The sequence below is a fragment of the Mesorhizobium sp. M0500 genome, assembly GCF_040321165.1.
Taxonomy (GTDB): Bacteria; Pseudomonadota; Alphaproteobacteria; order Rhizobiales; family Rhizobiaceae; genus Mesorhizobium.
On sequence record NZ_JAMYRB010000005.1, the window covers coordinates 240,090 to 260,722 of the forward strand.

16 protein-coding genes are annotated in these 20,633 nt (G+C 64.3%); 5 read left to right on the top strand and 11 right to left on the bottom strand.

Annotated features, from left to right (window positions below; all coding sequences use genetic code 11):
* Nucleotides 1–16 precede the first annotated feature (16 nt).
* The 5 genes from trpB to NKI70_RS12605 all read left to right on the top strand — a co-directional run bounded on the left by trpB (nucleotide 17) and on the right by NKI70_RS12605 (nucleotide 4,935).
* Complete coding sequence (gene trpB, locus NKI70_RS12585; RefSeq protein WP_352576311.1) at nucleotides 17–1,267, top strand: tryptophan synthase subunit beta; 1,251 nt, start codon at nucleotides 17–19, stop codon at nucleotides 1,265–1,267.
* 2 nt (nucleotides 1,268–1,269) lie between these two features.
* Nucleotides 1,270–2,109: a tryptophan synthase subunit alpha gene (gene trpA, locus NKI70_RS12590; RefSeq protein WP_023677563.1), complete on the top strand. Its 840-nt coding sequence runs from the start codon at nucleotides 1,270–1,272 to the stop codon at nucleotides 2,107–2,109.
* Nucleotides 2,110–2,146: 37 nt separating this feature from the next.
* Nucleotides 2,147–3,073 carry an acetyl-CoA carboxylase, carboxyltransferase subunit beta gene (gene accD, locus NKI70_RS12595; RefSeq protein WP_352634867.1) on the top strand — a complete coding sequence of 309 codons (927 nt, stop codon included), beginning with the start codon at nucleotides 2,147–2,149 and terminating at the stop codon, nucleotides 3,071–3,073.
* Between the two features lie 55 nt (nucleotides 3,074–3,128).
* Nucleotides 3,129–4,454, top strand: coding sequence for a bifunctional folylpolyglutamate synthase/dihydrofolate synthase (locus NKI70_RS12600; RefSeq protein ID WP_352472565.1), 1,326 nt, complete (start codon nucleotides 3,129–3,131; stop codon nucleotides 4,452–4,454).
* A gap of 61 nt (nucleotides 4,455–4,515) precedes the next feature.
* Complete coding sequence (locus NKI70_RS12605; protein WP_352568479.1) at nucleotides 4,516–4,935, top strand: VOC family protein; 420 nt, start codon at nucleotides 4,516–4,518, stop codon at nucleotides 4,933–4,935.
* 47 nt (nucleotides 4,936–4,982) lie between these two features.
* Here the strand turns inward: NKI70_RS12605 and NKI70_RS12610 are convergent, their stop codons facing one another.
* From NKI70_RS12610 to NKI70_RS12660, 11 genes are all read right to left on the bottom strand, one after another.
* Entirely contained in the window at nucleotides 4,983–5,264 is a 282-nt protein-coding gene (locus NKI70_RS12610) for a cupin domain-containing protein (RefSeq protein WP_254815949.1), read from the bottom strand.
* A 132-nt stretch (nucleotides 5,265–5,396) separates the two neighbouring features.
* Nucleotides 5,397–5,720, bottom strand: a complete 324-nt coding sequence (gene trxA, locus NKI70_RS12615) for a thioredoxin (RefSeq protein ID WP_023677558.1) — start codon at nucleotides 5,718–5,720, stop codon at nucleotides 5,397–5,399.
* Nucleotides 5,721–5,793: 73 nt separating this feature from the next.
* Nucleotides 5,794–9,306 (bottom strand): double-strand break repair helicase AddA, encoded by a 3,513-nt coding sequence (addA, locus tag NKI70_RS12620; RefSeq protein WP_352724637.1) that lies wholly within the window; start codon nucleotides 9,304–9,306, stop codon nucleotides 5,794–5,796.
* Nucleotides 9,303–12,440, bottom strand: a complete 3,138-nt coding sequence (gene addB / locus NKI70_RS12625; protein WP_352568481.1) for a double-strand break repair protein AddB — start codon at nucleotides 12,438–12,440, stop codon at nucleotides 9,303–9,305. Before addB ends, addA begins: the two co-directional genes overlap by 4 nt.
* Nucleotides 12,437–13,195 (bottom strand): nucleotidyltransferase family protein, encoded by a 759-nt coding sequence (locus tag NKI70_RS12630; protein WP_352568482.1) that lies wholly within the window; start codon nucleotides 13,193–13,195, stop codon nucleotides 12,437–12,439. Before NKI70_RS12630 ends, addB begins: the two co-directional genes overlap by 4 nt.
* 41 nt (nucleotides 13,196–13,236) lie before the next feature.
* On the bottom strand, nucleotides 13,237–14,748 hold the full coding sequence (gene tsaE / locus NKI70_RS12635) for a tRNA (adenosine(37)-N6)-threonylcarbamoyltransferase complex ATPase subunit type 1 TsaE (RefSeq protein WP_023677554.1): 1,512 nt from the start codon (nucleotides 14,746–14,748) through the stop codon (nucleotides 13,237–13,239).
* Between the two features lie 8 nt (nucleotides 14,749–14,756).
* Complete coding sequence (locus NKI70_RS12640; protein ID WP_023677553.1) at nucleotides 14,757–17,318, bottom strand: sensor histidine kinase; 2,562 nt, start codon at nucleotides 17,316–17,318, stop codon at nucleotides 14,757–14,759.
* A 188-nt stretch (nucleotides 17,319–17,506) separates the two neighbouring features.
* Nucleotides 17,507–18,907 (bottom strand): adenosylhomocysteinase, encoded by a 1,401-nt coding sequence (ahcY, locus tag NKI70_RS12645; protein ID WP_023677552.1) that lies wholly within the window; start codon nucleotides 18,905–18,907, stop codon nucleotides 17,507–17,509.
* A gap of 412 nt (nucleotides 18,908–19,319) precedes the next feature.
* A complete protein-coding gene (locus NKI70_RS12650) occupies nucleotides 19,320–19,616 on the bottom strand; it encodes an HPr family phosphocarrier protein (RefSeq protein WP_023677551.1) in 297 nt (98 codons plus the stop codon).
* Nucleotides 19,613–20,014: a PTS sugar transporter subunit IIA gene (locus NKI70_RS12655; protein ID WP_254815942.1), complete on the bottom strand. Its 402-nt coding sequence runs from the start codon at nucleotides 20,012–20,014 to the stop codon at nucleotides 19,613–19,615. Before NKI70_RS12655 ends, NKI70_RS12650 begins: the two co-directional genes overlap by 4 nt.
* A 164-nt stretch (nucleotides 20,015–20,178) precedes the next feature.
* Nucleotides 20,179–20,625 carry an HPr kinase/phosphorylase gene (locus NKI70_RS12660; protein WP_352568484.1) on the bottom strand — a complete coding sequence of 149 codons (447 nt, stop codon included), beginning with the start codon at nucleotides 20,623–20,625 and terminating at the stop codon, nucleotides 20,179–20,181.
* Between the last annotated feature and the right edge of the window lie 8 nt (nucleotides 20,626–20,633).

Genomic DNA, 20,633 nt, shown 5'->3' on the forward strand with positions numbered 1-20,633 from the left:
GACCAGGAGATCGGCGATGGATAAGCCGGCGATACCGAATTCCTTCCGCACCGGCCCCGACGAGCAGGGCATGTTCGGCATTTTTGGCGGTCGTTTCGTTGCCGAAACGCTGATGCCGCTGATCCTCGAGCTGGAGCGGCACTGGAACGAGGTCAAGAACGACCCGGATTTCAAGGCCGAGCTGACCGATCTCTCGACGCATTACGCCGGGCGGCCTTCGAAGCTCTATTTCGCCGAAGGCCTTACCCGGCATCTTCGCGGGGTTTCCGCGGCTAAGGGCCTCGGGGGCGGCGCAAAAGTCTATTTCAAGCGCGAGGACCTGAACCACACTGGCTCGCACAAGATCAACAACTGCCTCGGCCAGATCCTGCTCGCCAAGCGCATGGGCAAGACGCGGATCATCGCCGAGACCGGCGCCGGCCAGCATGGCGTCGCGTCCGCTACAGTGGCGGCGCGCTTCGGGCTTCCTTGTATCGTCTATATGGGTGCAACCGATGTCGCCCGGCAAAGCCCCAACGTCTTTCGCATGAAGCTTCTGGGCGCCGAGGTGCGGCCGGTGACCGCCGGCCACGGCACGCTGAAGGACGCCATGAACGAGGCGCTGCGCGATTGGGTGACCAATGTCGAGGATACCTATTACCTGATCGGCACCGCCGCCGGCCCGCACCCCTATCCGGAGCTGGTGCGCGACTTCCAGTCGGTGATCGGCACCGAGGCGCGTGCCCAGATCCTCGAGCAGGAAGGCCGGCTGCCGGACACCATCATCGCTTGTGTCGGCGGCGGCTCGAACGCCATCGGCCTGTTCCATCCCTTCCTGGATGACAGGCAGGTGCGCATCATCGGCGTCGAAGCCGGCGGCCGCGGGCTCGACGGCATCGAGCATTGCGCCTCGATGAGTGCCGGCGCGCCCGGCGTGCTGCATGGCAACCGCACCTACCTCCTGCAGAACGCCGACGGCCAGATCATGGACGGCCACTCGATCTCGGCCGGCCTCGACTATCCCGGCGTCGGGCCGGAGCACTCATGGCTGCGCGATTCCGGCCGCGTCGACTATGTGCCGATCCTCGACGACGAGGCGCTGGAGGCGTTCCAGCTGACGACACGCGTCGAGGGCATCATTCCGGCGCTGGAATCGGCCCATGCCATCGCGCAGGCGGTGAAGATCGTGCCTGATATGGACAAGGACCAGATCGTCATCGTCAACCTGTCCGGCCGTGGCGACAAGGACGTGCACACAGTGGCCAATATGCTGGGCATGGAGATCTGATCATGGCCACTCGCATCGACCGCCGCATGGCAAAGCTGAAGGCCGAAGGTCGACCGGCACTCGTCACCTATTTCATGGGCGGCGACCCGGACTACGACACCTCCCTGTCGATCATGAAGGCGCTGCCCGGCGCCGGCAGCGACATCATCGAGCTCGGCATGCCGTTTTCCGATCCAATGGCCGACGGCCCGGCGATCCAGGCGGCCGGCCTGCGGGCGCTGAAGGGCGGCCAGACACTGGTCAAAACGCTGAAGATGGCCTCGGAATTCCGCGCCGGCGACAGTGAAACCCCGATCGTCTTGATGGGCTATTACAATCCGATCTACATCTACGGCGTCGAGCGCTTCCTGAGCGATGCGCTGGCCAGCGGTATAGACGGGCTGATCGTCGTCGACCTGCCGCCTGAGATGGACGAGGAGCTTTGCATCCCGGCACTCAAGGCCGGCATCAATTTCATCCGGCTGGCGACGCCGACCACCGACGACAAGCGCCTGCCCAAGGTGCTGCAGAACACGTCGGGTTTCGTCTACTACGTCTCGATGACCGGCATTACCGGTTCGGCGCTGGCCGACACCGGCAAGGTGGCGGCAGCGGTCAAGCGCATCAAGAGCCATACCGACCTGCCGGTCTGCGTCGGCTTCGGCGTCAAGACCGCCGAGCAGGCGCGCACCATCGGCGCGTCGGCCGACGGCGTCGTTGTCGGCACCGCGATTGTCAATGCCGTCGCCAACGTGCTCGGGCCGAAGGGCGAAAAGACCGCCGATCCGGCCGAGGCCGTCGCCACGCTGGTCAGCGGGCTTTCGCAAGGGGTTCGCGCGGCTCGCCTTGCTGCCGCCGAATAATCTTCCTACGTCTTCTTAAGGGACAGGAGCCGAAGCGATGAACTGGATCACCAATTACGTCCGTCCGAAGATCAATTCGATGCTCGGCCGCCGCACCGACATGCCGGAAAACCTGTGGATCAAGGATCCCGAGACCGGTGAAATGGTGTTCCATAAGGATCTGGAGCAGAACCAGTTCGTCATTCCGTCCTCCGGCCATCATATGAAGATATCGGCAAAGGAACGGCTGAAATTCTTCCTCGACGACGGCAAATACGAGACGCTGGAAAACCCCAAGGTCGTTCAGGATCCACTCAAGTTCCGCGACGAAAAGCGCTACATTGACCGGCTGAAGGATGCCAAGGCCAAGACCGGCATGGAAGATGCCATCATCAATGCGCTGGGCACGGTCGAGGGCCTGCCGGTGGTGGTGACGGTGCAGGATTTTGCCTTCATGGGCGGCTCGCTCGGCATGGCGGCCGGCGACGCCATCGTGCATGGTTTCGAGGTCGCCTTGCAGCGCAAGCGGCCGCTGATCCTGTTTGCGGCCTCCGGCGGCGCCCGCATGCAGGAAGGCATCCTGTCGCTCATGCAGCTGCCGCGGACCACGATTGGCGTCGACAGGCTGAAGGAGGCTGGCCTTCCCTATATCGTCGTCCTGACCAACCCGACGACCGGCGGCGTCACCGCCTCCTATGCCATGCTGGGCGACGTGCATATTGCCGAGCCCGGCGCCCTGATCGGCTTTGCCGGCCCGCGCGTCATCGAGCAGACCATCCGGGAAAAGCTGCCCGACGGCTTCCAGCGCGCCGAATATCTGATGGAACACGGCATGGTCGACATGGTGGTGTCGCGGCTGGAGATGCGCCAGACGGTTGCGCGGCTGCTGAGAATGCTGCTCAAGCTGCCGGAAGAGCAAAAACCGCAGGAGCCGGAAATCCTGCCGCCGTCGGTGATCCCGGTCGAAGCCCGGCCGCACGCCTGACGCATTCGCCACGAACCGCGATTGCGCGCCGTCCGTGGCGCGCCTAGGATTCGCCATGACCACGCTTGCCGCCGACCGCGAAATCGAAAGCCTGATGGCGCTTCATCCGAAGGGCTTCGACCTTTCGCTCGACCGCATTTCGCGGCTGCTCGAGCGGCTCGGCAATCCGCAGGACCAGCTGCCGCCGGTCATCCACATCGCCGGCACCAACGGCAAGGGCTCCTGCGCTGCTTTTTCACGGGCGCTGCTCGAAGCCGCCGGCTACCGCGTCCACGTCCACACCTCGCCACATCTGGTGAACTGGCACGAGCGCTACCGGCTGGCCGCGGATGGCGGCGGCAGGCTGGTGGACGACAAGGTCTTCGCCGAAGCCATCGCCCGCGTCGCCAAAGCCAATCAAGGCCAGAAGATCACCGTCTTCGAAATCCTCACCGCCGTCACCTTCCTGCTGTTTTCCGAACATCCGGCCGATGCCGTCATCCTCGAGGTTGGCCTTGGCGGCCGCTTCGACGCCACCAATGTCATCGCCGAGCCGGCCGTGTCGGTGATCATGCCGGTGTCGCTCGACCATGAAGCCTATCTCGGCGACCGCGTCGAGCTGATCGCCGCCGAAAAGGCCGGCATCATCAAGCGCGGATGCCCGGTCGTCATCGGCGCGCAGGAAAGCGAGACGGCCCAGCAGGTGCTCATCGAAACCGCCGAGCGGCTCGACTGCCCCGCCTTCGTCTATGGCCAGGATTTCCTTGCCTATGAGGAAAACGGCCGCATGGTCTATCAGGACGAAGACGGATTGATGGACCTGCCGCCGCCGCGCCTGCCGGGGCGCCATCAATTCGCCAATGCGGCGGCGGCGATCGCGGCGGTCAAGGCAGCGGGCTTCGAGATCAGCCACCGCGCTGCCGAGAAGGCGATGGCGAATGTCGCCTGGCCGGGCCGCATGCAAAAGCTGCCACAAGGCCGGCTGAGTGAACTGGCGCCGAAGGGCGCCGACATCTGGCTCGACGGCGGCCACAATCCCGGCGCTGGCGTGGTCGTCGCCGAGGCGCTGGCCGAGCAGGAGGAAAAGAACCCGCGTCCGCTGTTCCTGATCTCGGGCATGATCAACACCAAGGACCAGAGCGGCTATTTCCGCGCCTTCAAAGGGCTGGTCCGGCATGTCTACACCGTGCCGGTGAGCCTGAGCGACGCGGGCGTGCCGAACGACGAGCTGGCGACCCGCGCCATCGAGGCCGGCCTGTCGGCCGAACCGGTCAGTTCCGTCGCCAATGCGCTGATGCTGCTGCGCGACACATGGGACGGACCGCCGCCGCGCATCCTGATTGGCGGGTCACTTTACCTGGCCGGCGCGGTGTTGGCCGAAAATGGTACGCCGCCGGTTTGAGGCGTGCTTCAGCCGGGCCACGGTGACGCCACACTTGTCAGACCACCGCGAGGAGCCAATCATGATCAAGGTAAAGCAGCTCGCACACGTTTGCATTTTCGCGAATGACCTGGAGATGACGCGAAGCTTCTATCGGGACGTCCTCGGCATGGACACCCAGTTCAATTTCCTGCGCGACGGGAAGATTTTCGGCTTCTACCTCAATTGCGGCAGCCGTAGCCATGTCGAGGTGTTCCAGAAAGACGGCGCCAGCTATGGCGACTTGAACCAGATCAACCACTTCTGCCTCGAAGTGGAAAACATCGACGCCGCGATCATCCATCTGAGGTCAAAGGGCGTTGATGTCACTTCCAAGAAACGCGCGTGCGATGACACCTACCAGGCTTGGATCCGCGACCCCAACGGCGTGAAGATAGAACTGTTCGAATATACTGAGAAAAGCGCACAATTCGTCGGCGGCGATCGTATCGCGGATTGGTGATCGCGCCTCGCCGGACAATTGTAGCGGCGCAGCCGATGGTTGGTGGACTACTTCAGCTCGACCTCGATGAAGGCGAATTCGCCATCGTTTGCGCTGATGACGTCATGTTCGACGCCCTCGTTGCGGAAATACGGCGAGCCCTTCTTCATCTCGGCAAAGGATTCGCCATCCTTGGTCAGGAGCTTCACCTTGCCGTCGGTCAACGGCACGATCACATAGTCGTGGCCATGGCGATGCCAGCCGGTGTTGTCTCCCGGGGCGAAGCGGTATTCGGTGACGATGACGCGCTCATTGTCGATGAAGACGGTGGCCTTGGCGGATCCGGTCATATCGCTTCTCCTTTGAATTCAGAAGAGAAGAATACCGGGCGGCAAGCCGCGAGTGCCAGAGCGGCCCACCAATGACGCCAGCAAAAGAAGGCCCGGCGCGAGGCCGGGCTTTTCTGCAAAATTTTGATCGGATCAGGCGAGGCTGCCGTTGATCCAGTGCGACAATGCCGTTTTCGGCGCAGCACCGACCTTCATGTCGGCGACTTCACCGCCCTTGAAAATCATCAGCGTCGGGATCGAGCGTACGCCGAACTGCGCGGCCAGCTCAGGATTCTCGTCGATGTTGAGCTTGGCGATCTTTATCTTACTGCCGAGTTCGATGGCGATGTCCTCGAGCGCCGGGGCGATCATCTTGCACGGGCCGCACCATTCCGCCCAGAAATCGACCACGACCGGCTCCTTGGCGTTGAGCACGTCGGCCTGGAAATTGCTCTTGTCGACCTTGACGGTGGCCATGCTGAGATCCTTTCGATTTGTTCGTCGCACCAAATGTGGTGGTGATCGCGTCCGTCTTCAAGCAAGTGTTGTGTCACGCTCCCGTGAGTCTAGCAAGCGCATCGTCCAAGGCCGCCGCCGGCAGCTCGATCAGCCGCGGCGCCTCGGTGAACAGCAGCGCCGCCGAGACCTCGCGTCCCGGATAGAGCGGCTGAAGCAGCGCGCGATAAAGTGCTAGCTGCAGAACATAGGCTTGCGGCACTTCGGCGAGCGTAGCTGGCGCTGGCCGATTGGTCTTGTAGTCGACGATCGAAACCTTGTCCGGCGTTACTGCCAGCCGGTCGATCTTGCCGGAAATCGAGCGCAGTTTGCCCCTTACCTCCAGGCTGCCCATGATGGCGACTTCGGCGCGCGAGTTTGGCGCAAACAGCGGCGCGAAGCGGCTGTCGGCAAGAATTCTGAAAACGCCAGCCAAGGCCTTGTCGTGCTCGTCGTCGAGCCATTCCGCGCCGGCTCTTGCCAGATAGCGTTCGGCGGCATCCCGGCGTTTTCCCTCGGCGATGCCGGGCAGCATCTGCAGCAATTTGTGCAGCGCCAGCCCGCGCATGACGGCAAAGCCGGGCTCGGCGTCGGCATCCAGTACCGGCGAACGCGTGTCGGCCACCGCTTGCCGCGCCTCCTCGATCAGCACCGAGGCGCCGGACGGCGAGAGCGGCCGCGGCAATTCCTCGAAGGGCGGCAGAGGCCGGAACAGGGTTTCAAGCAGTGGTGCAAAGCGTTCCGCCTGTCGTGCCTCATTCACTGCCGCCAGTGGCATGGGCGGCAGTTTCGTCACCTGGAAACGATGCACGGTCTCGCCAGTGGCGGGATGCCGGCGTTCTTTGCTCTCCGCGGCACCGACCAGTGCGCGGCTGACGATCGAATGCCAGGTGCCGGTATTCGGCGCCCGCTTGCCATGGTAGCCGCAGACGATCAGCCGATCCTCGGCGCGGGTCATGCCGACATAGAGCAGCCGGCGGTATTCGTCGTCGGCGAGCTCGCGGGCGCGGGCCGATGCGGCGCGTGAAAACCCATTGGCGACATCGCTGGCCGAACGCCAGAGATAGCCCTTGCCCTCCCAGCAGTCGCCCGAGCCTTCGAACGGCATCAATCTCGGCAGATGCTGGTCGCTGAACGGCGCGGAGCCGCCATCGACAAGGAATACCACCGGCGCTTCCAGGCCTTTGGCGGCATGCACGGTCATGACGCGAACCTCGTCGCGGGTCTGGTCCATTTCGCGCTTGATCTCGGGGCCGGCGTTTTCCAGCGTCGACAGGAAGGATTCCAGCCCTGGCAGGCCGGTTCGCTCCTCGGCCAGGCAGAAATTCAGGAATTCGTCGAGGATATCGCCGGCCTCCGGACCGAGCCGCGCGATCATCTTCTTGCGCAGGCCGTCGCGGGCGAGAGCTGCGGCATAGAATTCGAACACCGGCTTGAATGCGGCCTCGTTCGACCATGTGTCGAGCCGGCTGACGACGGCGGCCAACGCCTCGCTTTCGCCGACATGCCGGCGCAGCGAGGCGATCAGCGAGACGCCCGACGGCCTCTGGGCAGCAAGCGCGAAAAGCTGCTCTTCCGAAACATCGAAGATCGGGCTGCGCAGCACGGCGGCCAGCGACAGATCGTCCTCGGGCTGGATGAGAAAATGGCCAAGTGCGATCAGGTCTTTCACCGCGACGTGGCCGGGCAGGCTGAGCCGGTCGGCGCCGGCCACCGGAATGTCGCGGCGCTTCAGCGCCCGCGTCAGCGCATGGACGAAGCGATCGCGCTTGCGCACCAGCACCAGCACGTCGCCGGGGCGGAGTTTCTTGCCGCGGCCTTCGATGACCTCACCGTTGCCGATCCAGCCGGCAATCGTTGCGGCGACGTTTTCAGCGACGCGGACTGCCGGCGCGTGGGCATGGTCGACCGCTTGCGTCCAATCGTCTGGTTCCTCGACGACGTTGGCGCCGATCGACGGCCAGACCTCGACATGACCCGGCGCATCGGTGCGGATCGCCTTGTGGTCGAGCGGATCAGGATCGTGGCTGATGCCGCGCCGCACGTTCGGGTCGGCAAAGACCCGGTCGACGGCGGCAAGAACATCTTCGGTCGAGCGGAACGACCAGGTCAGCTTGAGATCGGCGAAGGCGGCGGCGGCGGATCTAACTTTGCCGGCAAACAAAAGCCGGCTGTCGGCAAAGGAATCCGGGGCGGCTCCCTGGAAGGAATAGATCGACTGCTTTTCGTCGCCGACAGCAAAGATGGTGCGGTGGACCGCGTCGCGTGCGCCGAGCCCGGCAAAGAACTCCTCTGCCAGCCGCTTGACCACCTCCCACTGGTCGGGACTGGTGTCCTGCGCCTCATCGAGCAGGATGTGGTCGATGCCCTGGTCGAGCTTGTACTGCACCCAAGGGCCGGCATCGGGCCGTGCCAAAAGGTTGACCGTACGGGTGATCAGGTCGTTAAAGTCGAGGAAGCCGCGGGCGCGCTTCAATTGCTCGTAACGGGCGATCAGCCAGTCGGCGATGGTCAGCGCCGCACGCGTGCCTTCCAGCATCCTGAACAAGGCCAGCCGGTCGGAGATTTCGAGAATGGCGTCGACCGCCGCCAGATAACGTTCGGCAAGATCGGGTAGCCGGTCAAGCAATGCCCTTTTAAATGTCTTTGCCGGATCGTAAGGCTCGCCGTCGGCCCTCAGGAAAGCCTTGGAGAGCAAATTCAGGCGACGTACCGGATCCTCCTCGGCAAAGGCAAGGCGGGCGTATGGCAGCAGATTGTTCAGCACGATGCGCGCATCGGCGGCCTCGGCCGCCCGTGAAAAGATGACGAGATAATCCGGCAGGAAGCCGGGCAGCGGCCAGACCGAGGCGGCTATACCTTCGGCCGTCTGGCCGGCGCGGAAATGGAACTCGTCGAACAGCGCCTGAAAACCATCGCCGCCGGCCGCGGTGATGAACGCACGCAAACCATCGCGCTTGCGCACGATCTCGGCCAGCAATGCGTCGAGCCCATGCTCGCCGCCGCGCTCCAGCACGGTGGCGAAGGCGTCGGACAATGCCGCATCGCCTGCAACGCCGCCCGAAATCATGTCGCGGCGGGCGGCGGCAAACAGCGATGCCTCCATTTGCGGATCGAGCATTTCGAAATGCGCAGGGATATTGGCTTCCAGCGGGAACTGATGCAGCACCGATTCGCAGAAGGCGTGGATGGTCTGGATCTTCAGCCCGCCCGGTGTTTCCAGAGCCTCGGCAAACAACCGCCGCGCCCGGCGCATGGTTTCGCGGTCGGGCTGGCGGCCGTCCAGCGCCTCTATCCGTGTCGAGAGCTCGGCATCGCCCAGGGCCGTCCATTGCGACAGGGTCGAAAACACCCGGTTCGACATGTTGGCGGCGGCGGCACGCGTATAGGTCAGGCACAGGATCTTGGACGGATCGGTGCCGCGCAGCAACAGCCGGATAACGCGCTGGGCGAGTACATGGGTCTTGCCGGATCCGGCATTGGCCGACACCCATGCGGAATTGCGCGGATCGGAGGCGCTTGCCTGACTGGCGACAGTGTCGCTTGGAATGGGATAGGCCTTTTTCATGCCTCCCCTCCCTCGTCGTCGGCATCGCCGCCGGCCGACCATTCGAGCACGCGGGCGAGATGGTCGTAATCGCCGTCGGTCTCACCCTCGCGGAACGGCAACGCCCGCGACAAATACCCGGTCGTCGGGTCGGCATAGTGGATCAGCAGCTTTTCCAACCTCGCCCAGGCCTCTTCGGCGAGATCGGCGGCGGTTCGCGGCTTGCGGTTGTATTCGAGGATCGATTCTTCGAACACCTCGCCATTCGGCCTCAGCCGCACGAAAGCCAGTTGCGACGGCTCACAGGCGCCAAGCTCCTTGAAGGCGCCGCGACGCAGCAGCGCGCCCTCCAGCGCCAGTTGCGGCGCGAGCAGCGTGTGCGCCTGCGCTTTGGATGGCGAGGAGCCGGTCTTGTAGTCGAGGATGTCGGCCATGCCGCCAGCCAGCAGATCGATTCGATCAGCGTAGCCGGACAGGGTCACGCCGGATCGGCCGACACCGGTCTTTTCGGCGCGTTCCTCGGCGTGCCGCCGTGCCACGGCGGCGGCCCGGCCGCGCTCCCATTCGATGATGCCGGCGGCAAGCTTTTCAAAACGCGGCCACCACACCGCCTCGACATCGGCCGGCAGGGCCGCCTCGGCAAAGCAGGAGCGGCCTGCGGCGATGAGCCCGTCCAGCGCCTCCGGCGCGCGCGGGTCGGCCACCCTCGCCGAGAAGAGGTGCAGAATGGCGTGAAACAGCGTGCCACGCTCGGCGGCGCCCGGATCGCGAATGACCGGATCGAGCGGCATCAGGCCGAGTATCCTTCTGGCATAGACCGCATAGGGATCGCGGCGTAGCGTTTCGATCTCGGTGACCGAGAAGTGGTGCGGCCGCGCGGCGAGCGGCGGTTTCGGCTGCGGCCTCGGCGCAAAGTCCTGCTTTTCGCCGGCATCGAGCGCACGCGCCCAGGCAAGCAGTTCGTCGCCGCGCCGGCGAAGTGCAGCAGCGTGGTCCTCGCCGACGAATGTAAGGATGCGCTGCAGCCAGCGCGAAGGTACCGACGGTCCGTCGCCGGAGCGGCCGGAGCGAGCCAGCACCACTTTTTTGGCGCCCATGGCCATCTGGAAATCATGGGCGGCAAGGCCGATGCGCCGCTCGGGCGGTTCAAGATCGATGCCGGTCTTCATCAGCCGCGACATGAAGCGGTCGCTCTCCGGCTTGCGCGGCCACACGCCTTCGTTGAGCCCGCCGACGACCAGCGTGTCGACATCCTGAAGCCGCGCTTCCAGCACACCCCAGATGGCGATGTTCCTGTCGGTGCCCTGCGCCGGCTTGACCGTCTCGGGCGCGATCAGCGCCTCCATGACGTCAGGCCATTCGTCAGCGGCGAAGGAGAACGACACCGAGGCCGCGACCAGCCCGCGCAAGAGCTCGGCGAGCTTTTCGCCGGCATCGCCCGCATAGAGTTCGCTCAGGCTGCCGTCAGCGGCGCGGCCGAGACTTTCGAGCGCAACGACGCTGGCGCGCACAAGGGTGGCAAGATCGGCATTCTCGTCGCCGCGAAAAGCAACCAGCGGCGCCAGCGCGGCCGTTAGCCGGATCAGCAGGTCGCGCGCCTGTTCGATGCGCCTGACCGAAAGCCGCGGCCACCAGAAGGGTGGGCGGCGATTGCCGCCGCCGTCGAATTCGAGGAGCCGGGTGTCGAAGAGCTGCGGCAGCGACGCCACGTCCGGACGCCCTGTGCCGCCGCGCAGCCCCACGAGTTCGACGATTTCGGCCGCATAGCGCACGCTTGCCCGCTCCAGGCCGAGGCCAAGCAGGGGATGCTTGAGCAGCGACAGCAGGGCGACGGGGTCGCCCGGGCGGAAGGCTGCCTGAAGCGCCAGCCTGAGCAGGCTGGCGGCTGGTGTGTTGATCAGCGGCGTGCCGCCGGAATCGTCGGCGGCAACGCCGAAGCGCAGCAGCTCGACTGAGACGCGCCGCGCCAGAGCGCGGTCGCCGGTGACGAGTGCGGCGCGCTGGCCGGGCCATTCGACGGCCTGTTTGAGCGCGACGGCGATCGCCACGGCTTCGTCGCGTTCGCTGGCGGCTTCGAGAAGCGTCACATCGGCGAAGGCCTCGGCAATATCGCCGGCCCTAAAGCGAGCGCGCGTCTCGGCCCAGAGCTCGGTGGTCTCCGCCGGGCGCAGCGCTTCGCCGACAAGTGCGGCGCGCAGCGCAAGCGGTCGCGGCGCAACAGCAATCTCCTCGACATCGGCGCGCGGCACGCCGATCTTGCCGATCAACTTTGCCAGGCCGTATTGCGGGTGGCCAAGCACGGCTGGGCGCGCGCCCGGTGTGGTGATCGCGACAAAGGACGGCTCGTCCAACGCCCGGTCGAGCCCGGGCAGCACGACGGCGCCATTGGGCAGACCGGCGATCACGGCAAGCAGCTCGGCCGTGGCGGGAATGGAGCCGGTGGAACCGGCGGCGATCACCGGTCCGGCTGGCGGATTACGCTTCAGCCGCGCCGCCTCCAGCCTTATCAGGGCATTACGATGCGCGGCCGGATTGGAACGATGGCGTTCCTCGAGCAGGTTCGGCCAGTTCTCCGTCACGATGGTCAGGAAGTCGAGTGTCACCTGCCACCAGCCTGCAAGATTGCCGGTTACAAGGTCGGCGAGCCTTGCCCAATCCGTGCCTTCGGTGTCGATCTCATCCATCAGGCGTGCAAGGTCGCGCGCCAGCCAGATGGCGTCGGCGGCGGAGGCCGGTATGACAATCTCCTCGTCGAACAATGCCGCGACATGTGCCGGCAGGCGGCGTTTCCACGCCCGCACCAGCGGCGCAAGCAGCAGAAGACGCTCGACCGCGGCGATCGGCGGCGCAAGGTCGATGGCGACCGAAGCTCCTGCCTCGAAGGCGGCTTCATCTTCATCGAACTCACCAAGCGGGCGGATGACCGGCAGGATCGCCGAGCGGCTTCCCGAGCGCGAGAGAGCATCGACGAAGACGCCGCGAAGCGCCCGCGCCGCACGGCGCGTCGGCACATAGATGGTGAGATCGGCCAGCGCCAGCGGATCGCCGTCATAGGCGAAGCCGGGAACCAAGCGCCCCGCAAGCAGCGCCTCGGCCAGCGTCGGCAGGAACGGCGCTCCGGGCGGGATCGAGAAAACGCGGCGGGAGCCGCTCATTTCGACTCGGTAAGAGCGCCGGGTGCCTCAGCAACAGCATTGGGCGTGCCGGCAAGCGCGGCGGCGACCGCTGCTTCCGCCCGCGAGATCGCGTCAGGTGTGCCGACAGTAATCCAGTGGCCCTGCATTTTCATGCCGAACAGGCGGCCGGCGGCGATTGCCGCATCGAAATAGGCGTTGAGAGAGTGTGGACCGGCCGGCGCATCCTTGAAGATGCGCGGATGGACGATTGCGGCGCCGGCATAGATCAGGCCGGCGGGATCGTTGTTCGCACGCCGCAAGGCGCCGTCCGGCGCCACCAGGAAATCGGTGCCGCCGCTATGTCCGGTTGCCGACTGGAGATCCGCAAGCATCAGCAGAATGTCCATTGTCGCGCCCTCCCATGCAAGCGCAAGACGCCTGAGATTGGAGACGCCGCTGTCGATCCAGAAGGTGTCGGCGTTGAGTACGTAGAAGGGCACCCCTAAACTGGGCAATGCCTTGACGATACCACCGGCGGAGTCAAGCAAGCCCCTACTCTCATCCGAGATGACGATTCTCGGCGCACTGCGGCGGGCTACATGGTCCACGATCTGTTGCGGGAGGTAATGGACGTTGACGACGGCCTTGGCGACGCCGGCTTCGGCTAGGCAGTCCAGCCCCCAGTCGAGCAATGTCTTGCCGGCGACCTTGACCAGCGGCTTCGGCATGGTGTCGGTGATCGGCCGCATGCGCTTGCCGAGCCCGGCGGCGAGCACCATGGCGGTCGTCGGCATCGGCTGCTCATCCGACGCCTTCGGGCCCAAATCCTTAGCCGTCAAATCGAGCGTTCCTCCAGCAAGCCGTGGGCGATGTAGAAATCCTGCAGCCCGGCCAGCGCCGGATGCGCCAGTGCCCGGCGAAGATAGTCGCGGATGCGCGGCAGATGCTTCAGATAATAAGGCTTGCCGTCGCGTTTTTCGAGCCGCACGAAGATGCCGAGGATCTTGGAATTGCGCTGTGCGGCCATGATTGCATAGGTTTCGCGGAATTCGTTCTCATCGAAGGCACCGGCAGCGCGTCGCGCGGCGATGTAGGCGGCGAGCGTGTGCTTTTCGATTTCGGGTGAGATAGTGACGCGCGCGTCCATGGCGAGCGAGGCGACGTCGTAGGCGGACGGCCCGATCAGCGCGTCCTGGACATCGACGACGCCGAGGCGATCGTGACCGGAACGGTCAGCGCGCCAGATCAGGTTGGGTGAATGGAAATCGCGCAGCATCAGCGTGTATTCGCGCCCCTCCAGCCGATCGAGCACCGCACTCCATTCGCTGCGGTAACCGGCGCGCAGCGCCTCTCTAGGCGGAGCGCCTGATATCGCCGGGACATACCAGTCGACCAACAATTCGGCCTCGATCATCATGGCGTCGCGGTCGAAAGGCGGCACCTCATGGAAGACGCCGGGGCCGGCCTGCATGCGGGCCGGCCATGTTTTGCCGTGCATCATGGCAAGCAGTTCGGCCGCCGCAGCGTAGCGCTCGGCCACCGGCTGGCCGCGCTTGTCGAGAAACCCTTGGGAACCGAGATGCTCCAGCAGGAGAAAACCCTGGTCGAGATCCTGGGCATAGATTTCCGGGACGCTGACGCCGCCGGCCCGCAAGGCCCGGTCGATGGCGACGAACGCCGAAACGGATTGCGCGGTGTGAGCGATCTCGGCATAGGGTTTGCCGTCGCGGACTGGCGGTCCGAGCACCAGCCTTGGCGAGTTCATCAGCACCCGCGGCGGAAATCTGGCGAGCGTGACGATCTCGTAGGAGCGAGCCGAGGCATCACCGATGAAATGTCGTCGCTGCGCTTCGCCCCAACCGGCCTGCCCGAGAAAATCGCGCATTGCCAGCGATCGCGCCGCGCGCTCGAAGGCGGCGCCCTCTCCCGATAGTCTCGCCAGTCGGCCGTCGCCCTGCTGGAGAAGTTCGACCAGCACCGAGGTTTTCGGCAGATATGCCTCTGCCCGCTCCGGCCATTCGACCAGCGCGGCGCCTTGCGTCAGCGCCTCGTCGAAGCCCAGCTCGTCCAGCTCGGATGCCGTGCCCAAGCGGTAGAGATCGAAATGATGAACCGGCACACGCGTGTCGTAGCTCTGGACCAGCGTGAAGGTCGGGCTCGGCACGTCGAGTCCGGCATCGTCGGCCAGTGCCTTGATCAGCGCCCGTGCCAAGGTCGATTTGCCGGCGCCGAGATCGCCCTTGAGGGCGAGCACGTCGCCAATGCGCAGCGACATGGCGAGATCCTCGCCGAACCTTGCCGTCGCAGCCTCGTCGGCGAGAAAACGCTCCAGCACCAATACCGCCATCGAACGCGCTACTCGGCCGCCGCGCGGATGCCGGACGGCGTGTCGGGAAAGGCGCAAACAACCGTGGTGCCCTTATCCCTGCCGGTCTCGATGCGGACGCTGCCGCCATGCAGTTCGACAAAGCTCTTGACGATCGACAGGCCGAGCCCGGCGCCACGGCGGCGGCCGCCATTGGTGCGCGGCTCGAAGCGCCGGAACACTGAGTCAAGCAGGTCCGGCGGCATGCCGGGGCCGTCATCGTGAACGGAAAATTCCACGCCGTCGGCAAGTTGGCGGCAGGCGAGCGTTATGGTGCTCGCCTCCGGCGCGTAATTGGCGGCATTGCTGAGCAGATTGTAGAGGATCTGGCGGACGCGGATCTCGTCGCCGTGGAAGGTTTTCGGCGCGGCCGCCGCGTCGATCCTAAGCTTGATCGCATGTTCCTCCAGCCGGTCGGCGACCAGTTCGGCGGCAGCCGTAATGGTTCGATCGATGTGAACTTCGGAAATGTCGAGTTCCATGATGCCGGCATCCACCGTCGCCAGGTCGAGGATGTCGTTGACGATGGTGAGCAGGACCGAGGAAGACGAGCCGACATGCCCGATATATTCGCGTTGCTTCTGGTTCAGCGGACCAGTCGACGGCAGTGAAAGAAGCTCGGTAAAGCCGATGATGTTGGTGAGTGGCGAGCGCAGCTCATAGGAGACGTGCTGCACGAATTCGTTCTTGATCTGGTCGGACTTTTGCAGCGCCTCATTCTTGTCCTTCAGCGCCCGCTCGACATTGACGCTGTCGGTAACGTCGACGAAGGTCATCATCACCTGGCCGTTGGGCAAAGGGATGACGGCGTAGCGCAAAACGGTGCCGTTGTTCAATTCGGTTTGGCCGTGGCGGTCGCGGCGCTCGTCGTCGAAGCCGGTGATGGCGGCAACGAACCCGCCCCACGGACTGTCGACGGCACGGCGGTCGCAAAGGTTGCGGATCGTCGAGACATGGACGTTGGGTTTTGAGGCATCGGCATCCAGCCCCCACAATGCCGCGAACGCCGGGTTCGACAATCTCAGCTTGCCGTCGGGGCCGAACACAGCGACGCCTTCGGCGAGGTTGTCGAGCGTCTCGCCCTGGACCCGGACGGCGGTCTGGTAGCGGCTTTCAAGGTCCATCTTCTCGGTCAGGTTCTCGAACACCCAGGTGACGCCGCCCTTGGGCTGCGGATTGGCGACGACGCGAATGGTCTTGCCGTCCGGCAGATGCCACCAATGCTCCTGCGATTCAACCGCGCGGTAAGCGCCGAGCAGGCTCTCTTTCCAGCGCCGCCATTCGGGCTGCTCGGCGATCCTGCCTTCGCTGCGCAGGCGGTCAAGCAGCAAGGCGTTGTCCGGCGCGCTGTGCAGGAAGCCGCTGTCGAGGCCCCATAGCTTCTGGAACGCCTGATTGAAAAACCGCAATTTCTCGTCGGTGTCGAAAATCGCCACGGCGGTGTTGAGCTGATCGAGCGTGTCGGCGTGGCTCTGCATGGTCCGCTCATATTCGGCGCGAATGGCCTCGATAGCGCTGATGTCGCAGGCAAGACCAGCCGAACCATCCGCCCCGGCAAAATCGGTCACGGCAAACATACGGCGGTCGCCTTCGATGACCGTGGAGAGCGTCTGTTCAAAGACCGCGCGCGACTTGTGCTGCGCAGCGATCGTGTCGCGCGCCTGGCCGCCGAGGAATTCCTTGCCATCGCGGACCGCCGCTTCGGCATTCTCGGCCTCGACCGCTTCGGCATAGGCGCGGTTGACCCATTTCAGCCGCCCGTCGACAGTACGCAGCCATGACGGCATCTTGAGCGCATCCAGAAGACCGATCAGCGTCTCATGGTCGGCGGCTAAGCGTTGGTTCTCGATCTTCAGCCTGGCCTGGCTTCGCTGTGTCTCCGAAAGCGAGACGAAGCGAACCAGCACATGCGCCGCACTCTTGCGGCCGTGAACCTCGAGCGGCTGGCCGGCCTGCGATTCGATGACCAGATCGAACGGCTTTGCCTTGTCCCGCAGTGCCGCTACGGCATGTTCGAGTGCGGCCGCCGAACGCGGCATCAGCCAGCGGCCGAAAGCCAGGAAGGCCGCCCGGTCCTCCGGCGCGCCGCTCTCGATCGGCAATGTCCCGACAAGTTCGGGCTTCTTGTTCTCGGCCGCCCATACCACCACGCGCTGATCGCGAGAATGGAGCAGCGCCTCCGAGCGCTGCAGCGCGGCATTGACGTCGGCGATGCGGGTCCTGAGCTCGGCATTTTCCGCCGCGGTGCGCGCCCGTTCGCGGATCAGAAAGATGGCCGACAGCAATGCCGCCCCCATGACGCCGACGAACATGGCGAGTTGCATGACCTCGACCGTGCTGACCGACAGCCCGGCCTTTTGCGCCACGCGGGTTTGGGCATGTGCAGTAAAGCCAAGCAGCGGACCAACCAGCGCGGAAGAAGCAAGCAGCACACCGACACGGCTGCCGGCGCGCCATAGAAGGCTGCCGCCTCTGGCAGCGGAGCCCGTGATCGAATCGTTATGGCCGCCGGAAACGGCCTGTCCCGCGCAAGGCGGGTTATCCCCCGGCATGTCTTGGTCCTCTTCGCCGCCTGAATGCAAGACCGCCCTGATGCGTGCGCCCGGGCCTCGTCCCCGGACCGCGAATCAGCACCATAGCGCTTGCGCGAATCGGCGTGAAGAATCAATCAGCGCAAAAATAAAGCCGGGCGAAAAGTCAATTGCCCGGCTTCAATATCTAGTGGCAAGTTTCGCCGTGGTTAATAGCGGTAGTGTTCCGGCTTGAACGGTCCCTGCGGAGTGACGCCGATATAGGCGGCCTGTTCGCCGGACAGTTCGGTCAGGCGGGCACCGAGCTTGTCGAGATGCAGGCGCGCGACCTTTTCGTCGAGATGCTTCGGCAGGACATAGACCTGGTTCTCGTACTGACCGGGCTTGGTGTACAACTCGATCTGGGCCAACACCTGGTTGGTGAAGGACGCCGACATGACGAAGCTCGGATGGCCGGTGGCGTTGCCGAGGTTGAGCAGACGGCCCTCCGACAAAAGGATCATCCGCTTGCCGTCCGGGAAGGTGATCATGTCCACCTGAGGCTTGATGTTGGTCCACTTCAGATTGCGCAGCGAGGCCACCTGGATCTCGTTGTCGAAGTGACCGATGTTGCCGACGATCACCATGTCCTTCATCAGGCGCATGTGGTCGAGGGTAACGACGTCCTTGTTGCCGGTGGTGGTGATGACGATGTCGGCCGTCGGCGCCGCGTCCTCGAGCGTGACCACCTCGAAACCGTCCATCGCCGCCTGCAGCGCGCAGATCGGATCGACCTCGGTGACCTTGACGCGGGCGCCGGCGCCCTTGAGCGAAGCCGACGAGCCTTTGCCGACGTCGCCATAGCCGCAGACAACCGCGACCTTGCCGGCCATCATCGTGTCGGTGCCGCGGCGAATGCCGTCGACAAGCGATTCCTTGCAGCCATATTTGTTGTCGAATTTCGACTTGGTGACGGAATCATTGACGTTGATCGCCGGGAACGGCAGCAAGCCTTTTTTCTGCAGCTGATAGAGCCGGTTGACGCCGGTCGTCGTCTCTTCAGTGACGCCGCGGATCGCTTCCTTCTGCTTGGTGAAGAAGCCGGGCGATGCCTGCATGCGCTTTTTGATCTGGGCAAACAGGATCTCTTCCTCTTCGCTGCCCGGATTGGACAGCACATCCTCGCCGGCCTCCGCGCGGGCGCCGATCAGGATGTACATGGTGGCATCGCCACCGTCGTCGAGGATCATGTTGGAGGTGCCGCCATCGGCCCACTGGAAGATCTTGTCGGTGTAGACCCAATAGTCCTCCAGCGTCTCGCCCTTGACGGCAAACACCGGAATTCCGGCCTCGGCAATGGCCGCGGCGGCGTGGTCCTGGGTCGAGAAGATGTTGCAGGAAGCCCAGCGGATATCGGCGCCGAGCGCCTTAAGCGTTTCGATCAGCACCGCCGTCTGGATGGTCATGTGCAGCGAGCCGGTGATGCGCGCGCCCTTGAGCGGCTTCTTGTCGCCGAATTCCTCGCGGCAGGCCATCAGGCCCGGCATTTCGGTTTCGGCGATCTCGATCTCCTTGCGGCCCCAGCCGGCAAGCGCGATGTCTGCGACCACATAGTCCTTGCTACCCGTCATGGCAGTGCTCCGATGCGAATTGATTGCGGGACGCGCCCGCCCCGAAGGCGTGTCGGAGGGCGCGAGTTGCCGGCCTGACTAGCAGATCGGGAGTCGGACGACAATGGGATATAAAGAAATCTTTATCCGTGCATGTCTTCAGCTACGGCGGCCATGAGAGCGCGCAGAAGGGGTGCTGTCCAAGGTGGCCGTCCCTCAGACCTCAGATCGGCAACACTTTCAAAGCCGGAAACAAAAAACCCGCCTCGGCGGGCGGGTCTTCGGGGCCAATTGGCACCATAGCGAGATTAGTAGCATAGCTGCCGGCACAAAGCAAGAACAAAATACGCGACGGTCGCGCAAAAAAGCGATTTCCTTCACCGCCGCAAGGTTGCGCCCGAACATGCCGCAGCAGGTGCCGTCGGCGAAGCCGTCAGCACTCCTCGCCGAAACGGGAAGCAACCAGTTGCTCCAGCGCATCGATGACCTCTTCGGCCTCCGGGCCGGTGGCGGTGACGCGGATCGAATAACCGGGGCTCGCCGCCAGCATCATCAGGCCCATGATCGAGGTGCCGCCGACCTTGACGCCGTCCTTCTCGACCTGGACCGTGGCGTTGAAGCCGCTGGCGATTTGAACGAACTTGGCCGAGGCGCGCGCATGCAGGCCGCGCTGGTTGACGATCGGAAAGTCGCGAACGATCTTGTCCTTTTCCGGCAACAGGGCACTCATTTGCTGCTCAGGAGCTGACTGGCGACATTGATGTATTTACGGCCGGCAGCCTGCGCCTCATCCAGCGCGGCCGTCATGTTGTCGCCTTTGCGAACGCTGGACAGCTTGATCAGCATCGGCAGGTTCATGCCGGCAATGACCTCGATGCGCCCGGATTCCATCACGGAAATGGCGAGGTTGGAGGGCGTGCCGCCGAACATATCGGTCAAAACGATGACGCCTGATCCCGTATCGACGCGGCCGACCGCGTCGATAATGTCGCGGCGGCGCTGTTCCATATCGTCGTCGGCACCGATCGCCACGGTCTCGAAATTGTCTTGTGGCCCAACGACATGTTCCACGGCATTGCGGAACTCGGCGGCCAGTTGACCGTGCGTTACAAGCACGAGTCCGATCATTCTTTGGTGGCTCCCGTCATCGCCGCTTCACAGGCGCATTTTATGCTCGCCGACCGTTCCAGGTGGCGGGAGCGCTATCTTGTCGACGCAAGGCCTGTTGACAAGCCCAAAATTGCGCCGGCCCAAGCCAATTTGACGCATTGCAGCAAAAAATCGAAATCGGATCACAGGAAAGGCGCAATCGACAGGCGCGACATCACTGCCGGCAAGGCCGCCGCTACATTGCGCCCGGCAAGATCAATGCGCGGCACTGGTACGCCGACAACGAGTTCGCTGCAGTCTTCCTGGAAGCGGGCCATTTTGCCGGCTGGCACCAGCCGGATAATGAGGTCGATCACGCAGCTTGGCTCGAACCGTATCGGTTTGGGGCCGAATCCCGGCACCTCGACGAGGCCGGCTATGCTGGCTGGTGCGCGGCAGACCAGCCGCCCGTCGCAATCTGCAGCATAGAGCTGGTCATCGCCGATCAGCCGGGAAAACAGCCCACGCTGGCTGCAATGATCGATCAAGGCGAGCGCCAGCGTCGTCTTGCCCAAGCCGGACGGTCCGGTGATGAGAATGCCGCGATCACCTATCAGGATCGCGGTGCCGTGAATATTTTCAGGCTGCACAATAGGAC